The 13417-nt window shown below is 59.4% G+C and carries 5 protein-coding genes and 4 pseudogenes; 3 read left to right on the forward strand and 6 right to left on the reverse strand.

What is annotated here, in order from left to right:
• Positions 1-1014 precede the first annotated feature (1014 nt).
• From ACE10W_RS06215 to ACE10W_RS06225, 3 genes and pseudogenes are all read left to right on the forward strand, one after another.
• Positions 1015-2663: pseudogene (locus tag ACE10W_RS06215) on the forward strand (trehalose-6-phosphate synthase).
• 1163 nt (positions 2664-3826) lie between these two features.
• Positions 3827-5950, forward strand: coding sequence for a prolyl oligopeptidase family protein (locus ACE10W_RS06220; protein WP_018645236.1), 2124 nt, complete (start codon positions 3827-3829; stop codon positions 5948-5950).
• A 741-nt stretch (positions 5951-6691) separates the two neighbouring features.
• Complete coding sequence (locus tag ACE10W_RS06225) at positions 6692-6898, forward strand: cold-shock protein (RefSeq protein ID WP_018645234.1); 207 nt, start codon at positions 6692-6694, stop codon at positions 6896-6898.
• Between the two features lie 391 nt (positions 6899-7289).
• Here ACE10W_RS06225 and ACE10W_RS06230 read toward each other — a convergent pair.
• The 6 genes and pseudogenes from ACE10W_RS06230 to ACE10W_RS06255 all read right to left on the reverse strand — a co-directional run.
• Positions 7290-7475 (reverse strand): annotated as a pseudogene (locus ACE10W_RS06230) (IS5/IS1182 family transposase); the annotation flags it as partial.
• Between the two features lie 593 nt (positions 7476-8068).
• Positions 8069-9124 carry an MFS transporter gene (locus ACE10W_RS06235; RefSeq protein ID WP_231166586.1) on the reverse strand — a complete coding sequence of 352 codons (1056 nt, stop codon included), beginning with the start codon at positions 9122-9124 and terminating at the stop codon, positions 8069-8071.
• 318 nt (positions 9125-9442) lie between these two features.
• Positions 9443-10462 (reverse strand): IS110 family transposase, encoded by a 1020-nt coding sequence (locus ACE10W_RS06240; protein WP_018645230.1) that lies wholly within the window; start codon positions 10460-10462, stop codon positions 9443-9445.
• 128 nt (positions 10463-10590) lie between these two features.
• A complete protein-coding gene (locus tag ACE10W_RS06245; RefSeq protein WP_018645229.1) occupies positions 10591-12147 on the reverse strand; it encodes an ISL3 family transposase in 1557 nt (518 codons plus the stop codon).
• Between the two features lie 391 nt (positions 12148-12538).
• Positions 12539-12829, reverse strand: a pseudogene (locus ACE10W_RS06250) (IS701 family transposase); the annotation flags it as partial.
• A pseudogene (locus ACE10W_RS06255) lies at positions 12830-13364 on the reverse strand (helix-turn-helix domain-containing protein); the annotation flags it as partial. It lies immediately after the preceding pseudogene.
• Positions 13365-13417 lie beyond the last annotated feature (53 nt).

A 13417-nucleotide genomic window follows, 5' to 3' on the forward strand; every position in this document is an offset into this window, starting at 1 on the left:
CTCGTAACCCCATCTTGCTGGGGACGCGAAGCGCTGTCCCCGGCGGCTCGACTTGGCGCGGTGATGTTGCTATCGATTCGTACGGAGTTATTTAACGGCGCACGTCTCCGCTAGATTGGTCAAACGTTCGAGCTACAGTTTTGTTCGTTGGCGCATAGTCGGGAGCCGCCCGAATTTGTTAGTGCCGCCGGCAGAGCATTAAGCCGACCACATCGGAGGCATCCTCCTCACTGTGTATGAACAGGGGCATGTCATGGAAGCGGATCGTATCACCACGCACGGCCACAACCTGATAGACCGAATGTTGTGAGGCGCGGTAGTTTGATGCAAGGAGCTTCTTCTGGTTTCTACCTGGTATTCGGATGCGCGCTGGTGCGTTACGGAGGGCCACGCCAGAAGGCCTATGATGGCCGTCTATATCGTGCCGTCGGGATGGCGGAGCGGGCGGCCGATGTTGGCGCGCCGATCTGCGACATCCAGATGATTGACGTACTCGATGGACCTCGTCAATGCGCGCTCGCGCCATTCAAAGGGTGCCGATCAGGACGGTGACCTCGCCACAGCGCCCGAGTCTTCCTAGCGTCAAATCGATGAAGCCAAACGTCGTCTTGCCTTAATCCGACATCTCGTCGCCTCATCTACCACGACCGCCTTGAAGTCCTGGTTGGATGCGCAATCCGGCCATTTTGCTCGACTGGTCAGCTTCCCGAAAGCTGGACCTGCCATCGTGGCGTAGTGGAGATATCTCGGGGCTGATGTACGACCGCATCGAACGTAAACATCGCCAAAGGGAGCTACGAGATGGTTCGAATCCATGACGCGCTCGACAACGCAACGTTGGATTCCGGCAGCACATCAGGCGCGACCGAGCAAGATGAAACCTTAGGCCAAGCGGCCTTCGACCTGCACCTGGACGAGATACCGTTGGAGCAGATGCAAGAAGGAGGTGTAGGTCCTTCCCATACTGTTGCCTCGGGCGACGTGGAGCATCGCTCAGTAAGCCAGCAACCCGACATGAAGCTAGTCGTCATTTCGAACCGCGGCGCGCCGTTCGACCCCAATAAACCCCAGACCGGCGGACTTGCCGCAGCCCTCGAGCCGGTCGTCGAACGTTCCGGCGCGGTCTGGATGTTCTCCTCGGAGAATCGCGGCGACGGGACTGAGCGGCCCCTGCCACTCGTGAAGGCTGGCGAAGGCCATGTGGCCGAACTCGATCTGCCGGCCGCGCACCATCGCGGCTACTATCGAGATTATTCGAATTCAACCTTGTGGCCGGTATTACACTCCCTGTCCGACCGGATGTCGCGCGCGGAAGAGGGATACGACAGCTATCGACAGATGAACAACTTCATCGCGCGTGCGGCGTTCGACTTGCGGGATCGGGACGCATTCTGGGTGCATGATTATCATTTGCTCCCGCTCGGGGGCGATCTGCACAATCTCGGCATCGAGCGGCCGACCGGCTTCTTTCTGCACACGCCATGGCCGACGCCCGACATGATAGAGCGCGTACCCAATCATCGCGAACTATGAAGTCGATGCTGGAATACGATCTGCTCGGCTTTCAGACAAACCGGGATCTGAACAATTTCTTGGCCTGCCTGCGAACCTATTTCGGGCTGGAGAGCAAGGATGGCGTCGTGACCACGGAGCGTGGCCAGACGCGACTTCAAAAATTTCCAATCGGTATCGATCCCAGGCAATTCGCAGAGTATCTTGCGGCAGAGCTATCGCCCGCAGAGCAAGACAAAATATCGTCATTATTGCAAAACTTCGAGGGCGCCAAGTTTGCGATCGGCGTAGACCGGCTCGACTACACGAAAGGCATCGACAAACGCGTCGAAGCGTTTGACCAGCTCTTGGCGGGCGAGCCGGGCAGCATCTCGCTGTTGCAGATCGCGCCGTCCTCGCGCGCCGACGTCGACGAGTATCGAAAGTACAAAGAGGACGTGGAGAATGCGATCAACCATGTCAATGCCGAGCATGGCACAGAGGAGTGGAGGCCGATCCACTACACGAATGACCCGTTCAGCCAGGCTGCACTCGCGCGACTTTACCGCGCGGCACATGTAGGTGTCGTCACGCCGCTGCGGGACGGCATGAATCTGGTAGCGAAAGAATATGTTGCTGCCCAAGATCCGAAGGATCCCGGCGTTCTGGTACTATCGAAGTTTGCTGGGGCGGCTGAAGACTTCAACGAGGACGAGGCCCTGCTGGTAGATCCAAACCATCCCGAAGAAATCGCAGACGCTATTTCGAAAGCGGCCAATATGCCGCTTGAGGAGCGTGTCAGGCGCTGGCGGTCGATGATGGATAAGATTGAATCCTATACCATCCACGACTGGTCGGCGGACTACCTCCGGGAGCTGGACAAGAGCCGCATCACCGTTCCGGCTGATCAGTTCCACCACCTCGGTCTCGGCTGGACCAACGAGGCTCAAATGCCCCTGTATCAAAATTATGCCGCGGCGCTCACCGCCTATAACGAGACCGATCCCGCCGATGCAGCTTTGAAGGAGGCTGCCTATGCAGACGTGAAGTCGGCCTTTGTGGCTTTAGCGGCTCCACTGAAGCATACACAGGACAGACTCTGGGATCTGCCGGCGCCGACAGCTTCACGCGATGGTCATCGCGGACAAGAGGTCGGAGCCCGCGAGGACTGACCGGGCGAAAAGCATAGCACGGCGGATGACAGGCTTCTGTAGCAGGACGAGGAGCAATCCAGGCTTTGGCGCTGACGCGGTTCTTGTGGGCGGCGTGGGGCCCATGAATCAAGACATCATGCGAGTGGTCCATGATCAGAAGGGGACGATACAGTCAACTCATATTCTATCTCTAAACGACGCTGATGCGAGTGGTGGTGGCGCCGGTCGGCGCGCTGCTGCCGTTGATCGTTCCGCCCCGGAAAGCGGCGCTTGCTCTGGGCCGCAACAGCACCGTTACGGAACGGTTCGCAGTGAGGGTTGCACTAGCCTTGAACCAGCCCGGCTGATCCGGCAGCAGCGGGCATTCTCGGATCGAAAATCTCGCCCTTGATCTCGTTTGTGTAATAGGGGGTTCGAGGAAGACCACGGCTCGTGCGTGGGTTGCCGCCGGGTGGATCAGGATCGTTTAAAAGCTGGGCCGTAGCTCCCTCAATTGCTGCTGATGCCCAGCTTCATTTCGCCGTTTTACCCGAAGAACCTGATCTGGTGCTTGTACGTGTTGTTGATTGTCGGCTGAATCTTAAGACGTGTTGCAACGTAGGCCGTTTCTGGAGCGCTTTTACTCTCCTCGTCTCGAGCGCAAGCCTCTCGGCAATCAGTCAACGAACCGATCGTTCGGCGTGACTAGTGGGTTTCGCGAGGAAAAGGCTCGTCCAAATCGGCAACGCTTGCAGTCAGCGAGTCGGAGGTCGCTATGCATACCACCCTTGGCGATGCCGGCTTAGCTGCTGATCAATGCGCTGCTCTTCGTGGGGATGATGCCCGTCGACAAGTCTGCCCGGTGACCCAGCGAGAAGGAGCAATCTCATATGCGGAGGAAAGCTGCTTCGCTGTGTCCCGGGTCTTTGCCACTGAAGATCAAAAATGCTGGCGCTGTCTGGCAGGCTCTGCGCCGAGACGCTGTGATGTCGCTCGGCGTACCAATGTCGGCAACCGAACATGGTCGTGCAGCCACTAACGGCTGAAACTTGCGACTCTTCAGCCGGCACGCAGCTTGCAATGAACGGCCCGTGACATAGCGCAAGCCGCGCTATGTCATGCGCTTGTGTGCTTTCCGCCGCTTCTGCTTGACCCGGCAAGGCCCGCGAGCCTGACCGCTCGACCTCAGCCGGAGCAAATCCATGAATACATTACTCTTCTCCGCCACGCTGCTTTCGATTGCCTGCATCACCTCCACGGCGCTTTCACAGGAGCGAACGGATGCGGCGGTGACTGATGACCCATTCCTTTGGCTCGAGGAGATCGAAGGGCCAAGCGCAGTGGCTTGGGCTCGCGCCGAGAACGAGAAGACGCTCGGGGTGCTCCAGTCAGATCCTCGCTATGGGCACTTCTACGGACAGGCGCTCTCCATCCTGCAGGCCAAGGATCGGATCGCATATGTTTCATTGAAACGGCGCGGCTTGGAGAATTTCTGGCAAGATGAGAACCAGGTGCGCGGCGTCTGGCGACGCACCACGCTCGAGAGCTATCGTAGCAAAGACCCACAGTGGGAAACCATTCTCGACGTGGACGCCTTGGCGGTCGCCGAGAACAGGAATTGGATCTTCCAAGGTAGCAGCTGCCTTCCGCCTGAAGAGCGCCTCTGCCTGATTAGTCTTTCCGATGGCGGCAAGGATGCCGCGTCCATACGAGAGTTCGACTGCGACGCCAAGACCTTCGTTGCGGATGGCTTTTATCTCCCAGAGGGCAAGCAGCACGTCAGCTGGGTCGATCGTGACACACTCCTTGTTGCACGGGACTGGAACGAGGGGACTTTGACGCAAGCCGGCTACCCCTTTGTGGTGAAGGAGCTCAAACGCGCTCAGCCGCTCAGTGAGGCTCGCGAGATCTTTCGTGGCGAGCCCACCGACGTTTCGATGTCCCCCTTCGTGCTTCGTGACAGCGAGGGCAACATTCATGCGACCGGCGCGATCCGCGCAATCAGCTCTTTCGAGTCCGAGTATGTGGTCTTCCGCCCCGGTGGGCCCGTCAAGCTCAATCTGCCGAAGAAGGCCGCGATGATCGGTCTAGTGGGTAGTCACCTGCTTGTAAGGCTTGATGAAGATTGGAGGCCGCCGGGCGATATCAGCTTCGCCGCCGGATCGCTGATTTCGTATGATCTGGCCGAATGGAAACAGGATCCGATGCGCGCCAAAGCCTCGCTCGTCTTCCAACCTGGGCCCCGCCAGGCCCTGAGCGGGTTAGGCGCCACAAAGAATTTGTTGATCCTGACGATCCTTGAGAACGTTCAGAGCAGAGCGTTCGCTTATAAGTACGATCACGGAGCTTGGTCCGCGACGCCGATCCCGCTGCCGGAACATGCAAATGTCAGCCTGTCAGCCACCTCCGATGAAGCGGACCGAGCCATGTTCGCGGTCTCGAGCTATCTCAGACCAACCTCAGTCTGGTATTTTGATGCCGAAAGCAAAAGCCTTGAGGAGTTGAAGACGACACCGGCTGCCTTCGATGCGTCCAATCATATCGTGGAGCAGCTCGAAGCCACTTCGCGTGATGGCACGTCAATTCCCTATTTTCTGGTGCGGCCGAAGAACGCAAGGTTTGACGGGACGATCCCGACACTTCTTTATGGCTATGGCGGTTTCCAGGCTTCGCTTCTGCCCTCTTATCTGGGACCGGTGGGACGGCTCTGGCTCGAACAGGGCAATGCCTATGTCGTGGCGAACCTGCGTGGGGGCGGCGAGTTTGGCCCACAATGGCATCAAGCGGCCCAGACGGCAACGAAGCAGACGACATGGGATGATTTCATTGCCGTTGCCGAGGACCTGATCCGCCGGAAGATCACAAGTCCGAGCCGGCTCGGAATCATTGGCGGCAGCCAGGGCGGCCTGCTCGTTGGCGCCGCAATCACCCAACGTCCCGAACTCTTCAACGCGGCCATCATCAAGGTGCCGCTGTTTGACATGCTTCGATACACCAAACTGGGCGCAGGCGCCTCCTGGATCGGCGAGTACGGTGACCCTGCCATTGCCGAGCAGCGTGCGTGGATCGAAGGCTACTCGCCCTACCAGAAGCTGATGGCGGGCAAGACTTATCCCGCTCCCCTAATTCTTACCTCCACCAAGGACGACCGCGTGCATCCAGCGCACGGCCGCAAAGCTGCCGCGAAGCTCGCCGCGCTGGGCCAGCCTTACTTCTATTACGAGAACATCGACGGGGGGCACAGCGCCGCCGCCAACCTCAGGGAATATGCGCGTCAACTGGCCCTTGAATACACCTATGCATCGAGGCGGCTTTGTTCTGAGTAAAAACTCGGTCAGCGGGCTGAGACCATTGGTTATCTCAACGTCTTCACGGTGCTCAGCTGAATTCATCCAACCCAAGGCGAGAGAGCTGATGAGCCGCCGGCAGACGCGATGAAGGTCGTCAGATGCGCAAGTTACCGGTTTGAACAGCCTCCACCGCTGGCGAGCGGGTTTTCTGGCGTCCAACCACAACATGACGAGCGGGCGGTAAGTTGCCAGATGCGCTTCCTTGAGGATTGTCTCGCAGACCCCTGTTCGTCCGACATGGCCGGCGTGCGGCTAATATCTAAACGCGAACAGCTAAAGCGCAGCTCTGGGACTGTCTTCGTGCTTGAGAAAGCATGTCACGTAGCTCAATGCAGGCATGGCGCGGATTGATTATCCTGATCCAGGCTGCGCGAAGGAGTTCACGGCCGCCCTGTTGTTCAACGACGATCAATCCCATTCGCTTTAGCTCGGCTCCGGATGAGCGCGGCGTGTTCGAGGCTCTGCAACTCTTCTGTAAGCCGCTAGCGCGCGACGAGTGAAGCGAAGGTCAAAACGTCATCCGGATGCTGAAGCCTTGAAGCGAAGTGTGGTCGACGTCACGGCGCTTTCTGTCGTTTGCACAATGCGGCCGCAGATAGACCATGCGATAAAAAAGCGGGCACGTGACCAGCGCAGCGACGCTGGCGTCTTGCCGACCATCTTGATGGCCGGCAGACTCTTCGCTAGATCACAACGGTTCACTATGGAGATGCCGCCGTGGCAATGGGTATTGTGAAGTGGTTCAACTCGACCAAAGGTTATGGGTTCATCAGGCCTGAGGACGGAGGTCCCGATGTCTTCGTGCACATCGGTGCCGTCGAAAGGGCCGGTTACACCACTCTCGAAGAGGGGGCTCGGGTAAGTTATCAGCTCAAGGCCGGGCGTTCGGGCAAGATGTCAGCTGAGGATCTTCGGGTTGGCTGATCCGACTCGCCTCCGGAAACTGCTCTCTGCAAAGCGTGTTCTCGCACCTGTCCGGCGATGCCTTGTCAGGGCGCGCCGTGCGTTTGGCTTTTCGACGGTCTCTTCCAGCCATGAGGCTGTCTCGCAAACCGCATGACAGCGTCGATCTCCCGAGGCCGTCCACCGATCACTGCCGTCAGAGTTACAAGAGTTGCGAGCGGATCGCAGTGTGGGCGTGGCAAGATATTCCTGCGCCCCGAACCGTACGCTCGTGACCGACGCGCCGGGAAGTGCACGCCGCCGGGCTGGTGCTCCCCTGTCCAGGCGTGATGCATGTAGCTCATGAAGGTGCTCGCACAACCGGGTTCGTCCGTTATGGACCATACTGGCCGGCTGCGCTGAGGCAACAGCACGCCCGCAGCAGCTTCTCCGGCAGGATCGCAATCGGCGAATAGAGCGCGGCAAACTCGCGCTCCAGCGTCGACAGCGCCTCGTTCACGATCGTCCGGATCGCTCGCAGCGGATGGTCACGCCGCACCCGAGCCTCGAGATCGACGTGGCTGAACAGCTCGCCCGTTCGATTGTCGCCGCCGCGCACGCATCATTTCCGAATCTCGTCGGAGCCAATGAATCACGGTCGCTGGTCGGCGGCGAGCACGTTTTTCAACGGCCTGCTAGAGGCGTACCTCGCCTAAAGACTTTCGAGGATGAACGTTACGCGCGTGAATTGTATTGGGATTGGTCAAACCATCCACTTCGATAGACAGATTGGAGTAAGCGCCAAAGTCACCGCTGCGCGGCCAGTTGCTCCACCAGCTTGTCGCGTGGCCCTGCCGGGCCCGCCCTTGGACGCCTCCGGCTCGGCCTCTCGTGACTGGAAATGGGGCTCCTCATCCTCGGATGAACCCGCGCGCCACCGTACGCCACCCTCGTAGCCGAGCGACACGGACGCGCCGCCCGCCGCCATATGTGCCGGGTCGAGACCCGTTGTCCCTTCAAGGCGTCCATCTCCGCCTCCAATTGGTTCAAGCGAGCCAGCATCGCCTTGAAGGCGCCAGGGCGGCCCCTTAGTTGTTTCGTACGAGGCGGAACGCGTGCGGCTTCGATCCAAATGCATAGCACGCTGTGGAAATGTCGTTTGAGGCTTCGTTCTTAATTGTGGGACGGCAATAACTCGATCGTTGAGCGATATCATCTCGGACATGCTGCAGTCGCGGTTTCTGCAGGTGCTGCGTCACGCATGAAGGCAACAGCCAGCCCGATGCCGATGAGACCAATCAGAATCGATGCCGCAGCCAGAGACGGGACGCCGCTAGTCTCGACAAGGATGCCGCCGAGAAAAGCGCTAATGGCGATCCCCGCGAAGGTGGTCGAGCTGTTCATCGCCAGTACCAGCTTCGACCTATCTCCGGCCAGACCGAGAAGACGGTGCTGGATCGGGACGAGATACATGTAGCTCACGTTACCCCAAAAGAAGGCGATGAGCACGGTGAGGGCACCATGCTGTCTGAACGCAACCAAACCTACGAGCAGGATGAGTTGCGCGCCTACAACCGCAATGAGAACTTTATACGGGCCAAAACGGTCAGTCAGAACGCCGCACGCAACGTTTCCCGTCACGGCTCCGAAGCCGTAGGCAAAGAGTGCGGCTGAGAGCAGCGGCACCCCGGCAAGCAGAGAACCGATGATGAATACGCTCACATAGGAGTAAACGATGAACTCGGAAACGACGACGAATAACGTCACGGAAAGGATACCGTAGGTGGCCTTGGAGAGGCCTTTTGAGATCGGGCTGTTTCCGCGCTCCGGCGCCTTGGTAGCTATTCCGGACATCATCGGAGCGAAGATTTTCAATGCGAGAAGCCCGGCAATGACGACGAAACCGAATGAGAAGCGCCAGCCGATAGCATCCGCGATCCAGCTTGTGGCAGGAACGCCGGCAACCTGTGAAACAGTCATGCCGCCAAAGATGAGAGACAACGCGAACCCTTTGCGGGCTGGCGGCAGGAGTTCCACGGCCAGCGCGGTAGCCGACGGGGTGAACATCGCCGCGCCGTAGGCCGAAATGACGCGGCCTGCAGCAAGGGTGAGGAAGTTCGGAGCGATCGCGCAGATCAGGTTACCGATGATGAAGATCGAAACGGACAGAATCTGAACATTATGGCCGCTCATGGCCTTGAACATCCAGGCATTCAGCGGCGCGAAGACTGTCATTCGGCCCTTTAATTGCGGATTGTTGTCAATCACCTTTTAAACTTTCCGACGGCACGACGGTAGCGCTCGCGCTGTCGGAGCTGGTCAGGGTTGCGGAGACGGCGCGAGCGCGGCTGATGCGTACTTTGCCGGCCAGGCATTGGATCGCCCGGGCTGGTTATGTCTTCACTGGGGTCACGGTCCTTTCCGAGGTCGCGCAGCGCCTCATGATGATGTCCGGGTCGGACGCCTCAACGCTTGCAGCGGAGTACGGTCGAGCCGCCACCAGCCGAATGAACGAGGTCGCCTCAACACCGTCCCAGCGGGACATCGCCAGTCCGGCAGACCGGACCAGGAACTTGCGAGCAAATATCAGACTGGCTGCGGCTGCCCCCAGTCGAAGGATGTGCCATCGACCCAGATGCAGTGAAGGATGACTGCGATCTTTCGGGCGACAGCGACCTTTGCCTTCCTCATACCGATCCGCTTGGCGAGCTTCATGCCCCAGGCCTTGAGGGAAGACCACTTCTTTGTCCGATAGAGAAGTACGGTGGCGGCCTCAAACAAGTAGGTTCGGAGAAGCCGGTCGCCCCATCGAGATATCTTGCCGTTGATGTCAGTTTCGCCAGATTGGTTGCGCCGAGGTGTAAGGCCGAGGTAGGCGCCGACTGTCAACGCCGACAATGGGTCATCGATCGTATGGCGGAAAGTCAAGGCGGTCACCACGCCGACACCGGGAACGGTCATTAGGCGGCGCGTCGTCTCGTCCGCCTTCGCCAACTGGCGAACTTCGTCGTCGAACTTGTTCTGCTGCTGACAGATATGCTCATGGATCAACAGGAGCGGCGAGATCACGCTAAGGAGTGGATGATTATCGCCCAATAGCTCGCTGACCAGGTTGCGGAACTGCTGGCCGATTGCGCGCGGGAACAGCAAGCCGTATTCTTTGATCAAGCTCCGGACCTGGTTCTCGATGTCTCGGCGCATGGACACGAGCCGGGATCTCGCGACGAGTATCGCGCGGATCTTCTGACTTTCCTCGCTCTTGACCTTGACTTCTCGATACCAATCAACCCGCACCAGTTCGGCCAGACCTCGAGCATCATTCTGATCGCTCTTGTTCATGCGTACGGACAAAGCCGCGTGGGCATGCCGCGCGTCGATGCAAACCACTGGGAGATCGACCCTACGAAGTTCATGCCATAGCCAGCTCGCCATCGCCCCGGTCTCAAATCCGATGCGCTCCGCTTGTGGCGCCCGCTTGCGAAGCAATGCCGCGAGCGCCCCGGGGGCGGACTTTGCCTTTCCTTCGAACAAGATCTGACCCACTTCGTCGACCACACATACCGACGTTTCTTTTTGCGAGACATCCAGCCCAACATATTGCTTCATGGCCCCCTCCGATTCGTGAGATTGCGGGAAGGCTTGAAGATAGCGGACCTTTTTGAGCCGCGGGCGCCGACCGCAATTACGTCATCGTCTGCAAAATTGGCTCTGACGCAGTTTTGGTGCAGCTGGGTTTATTCTGCGCCGATTAGTCTGGCTTGAAGCAGATCGATTTTGCCACGGCCGTACATTTGGCGTCTGACGAGCTTGAGGCGCGTGATCTGCCCCTCAGTCTGTCCGTTGGACCAGGGCGAGGTGATCGCCGCCCGAACCGCCGCTTCATCGTTCGTTACGCCGCGGGCGAACGATGCAACAAGACTGGCGCGAGCGCGCTCGATCCATGGGACGAGGCCCGCCTCGGTCTTGCGTCGGATCATCAGGTGGAATTCGGCGATGATCTCGCGTGCCTCGACCAGGGGTGGCACGCCAGCTTCTACCGCAGCGACGGTCACCGTCTCTGCCTTCGATAGCGTATCCCGTCCGACGGTCATGAGACGAGCGATCGTTCTGGCCGATGGAATCCGATGAAGGGTTTCGACATCAGTCTTTTCGGCCCGCCGTCTACGAGTCGTCCACTCGCCGACAACACGAAGGGAGCCTCGGAAACCGCGCGCCCGTAAGCGGCGCCAAAGTTCAGCGCCGTTTCGGCAACCGGCTGCCCATTGGTCGTCGAGCCATGGCAGGTGCTGATCGAGAGAGCTCTCCCGGGTCCGGAAGACATCATGGCGTTCGCCGCGGATCACCTGTCGCACCAGCCCCCTGCTGTGGCCCGTCTGGCGCACTATCTGCTTGATCGGCGTCCCACCTTTCGACAGGCTCAAGATGGTCGCGTTAGCCTCCTCGCGCCGGAGATAGCCCTCATATTGGAGACGCTCCGCAGCTGTTAGCAGCTCGGGATTGATCGTAGTTGCTCCGATTGCGCTGCGGATCTGGCGCATCGATTTTCGGACGGCATCGAGGTAGGCCCGGCTGGCGTTCTCCATCAAATGCCAACGATCTGCGACCTGTACCGCGTGCGGCAGGGCCTTTGCTGCGGCTTCGCCATATCCTCCGCCGCGGTCGCGGGCGACGATCGCGATCGTGGGATGGGCGGCGAGCCAGGCTTGGGCGGTCGAGGGCTCACGGTCCGGCAGCAGGGTGACCACCCGGCGCCTTTCCAGGTTGCAGATGATGCTGGCGTATCGGTGATTGCGCCGCCAGGCCCAATCATCAATGCCGATAATCCTGAGCGGGTCAGCCGGCGGACGGCTACGGCGTCGAACCACGCGAAGGAGCGTATCCTTGCTCACCGGCAGCATCAGCCGTTTTGCGAAGCCTGCCGCCGGTCGTCCGCCAAGAGCCAGACCGAGGTGATGGACAATGGAGTCCAGCCTCGCCGTGCGTCGCGCTGATGGAGCCGGCACCCCTTCGTCGAAGCGCTCAGTAAAGATTTGGCGCCCGCACAGGACGGCGTCGCAGCGGAAGCGGCGGGCGACCACCAGGAGCTGTACGATCCGCCCCGAAAGCGGGAGGTCAGTCACGCGTCGCCGATACCGGCTATGGACACGCCGAGAAACTGTTCCGCACAAGGGACACAGACCGACGCTTCCGGACGCCCGGATCTCAATCACGGCCTTATCACCTTCGTAGTACGCACTCTCTACAACAAACCCACGCGGCACCAGACTGGAGCGGTGGAGTGCTTGCTGCATGGCGTTGATTCTCCTCCAATCAAAGCGCCACGCATCCCCCAAACTGCATCAAAAGTGAGTCAGAGCCAAATTTACAGGCCGATTGACACTTTGCTGTCCCGACGAATGGCCGAGCGCTCAATGCGTTTCGGTTCTATCTGACCGATCTCTGGAGGCGGACGCTTCGGCGGCGCAGTCAGCGGACCTGTCTGACCTGGGATCGCATAACGCAGATCACCGATGACTGGCTCCCCAAGGCTCGCATCCTTCATCCATGGCCGAAGCTGCGCTTCGCCGTCAAACACCCGAGGTAGGAGCCCGGTGCCTTAATTGGGCTCGCCGGGATCTGCGCGGGGGGCGCCCAGTGATGGGTGTCCCTACCGCGAACAGAATGCGTTTGCGCCACTGTTTTTCAAGGATTTGCTTTCGGCAATATGGGCACTGCTGAGACGGCGGCCGAAGGATGAGATCGACGATGGCGAAACGTACGGCGGGCATGGTTGGTTGAGGCGGAGGCCCGTTGATTCTCTTTTTTTTGCCCCGCGTATGCGAGGCGATGATGTTGCAGGAAGGCGTAGGCAATCATTGTCATCAGGGCGTGGCGATGAAGACCTTGCCATGATCGCCCTTCGAAGTGATCAAGTCCAAGCTCCTCCTTCAACTGCTGATGCGCCTGCTCACAAATCCACCGTGCCTTAATGGTCTCATCGACGCTGAGGACAATGGCTCGGTTCGGGTAAAGCCAGACAATATCGCGCACCTTATCGACGAATAGCGGATCGCTCGACAGTTTAAATGTCTGGCTGCGGTGCGGCTGCAGGCCGAACGCCGTCCACTTTCGGCCGATCGTGGTGTGAGAAAAGCCAGTTTCCGCAGCCATCGAGCGGATCGACCAGTGCGTCCGTCGCGCGGCGTCGTACGCAATGTCCGCTCGATTACCACAGCAACCTGATCGTCGTCGATGGTTCGAGGGCGCCCAGGACGGGCTTCGTCAAGCAGGCCATCACAGCAATCCTTCAAGAATCGGCGCCGCCACTTGCCAACGGTGTGTTCATGGATGCCAAGTTTGGCAGCCACCGACTTGCTTGGCAGACTATCTGCACACCGCAGGATCGCGCGGCAGCGCTCAGATAGCGATTCGGCAACGCGATGACGACGAGCCTCTCCAAGTACGCCCGCTCCTGCGGACTAAGCACCAGCGGCGCGATCGGCCGGCCTCGCACACCCGCATTCGCCACGAGCACTCTCCTCTGTCGAGATTCGAGCTATCAACTAATGTGACGAACTTGCG

The sequence above is a fragment of the Bradyrhizobium sp. B025 genome (assembly GCF_042257955.1).
In the GTDB taxonomy this organism is placed as follows: Bacteria; Pseudomonadota; Alphaproteobacteria; order Rhizobiales; family Xanthobacteraceae; genus Bradyrhizobium; species Bradyrhizobium diazoefficiens.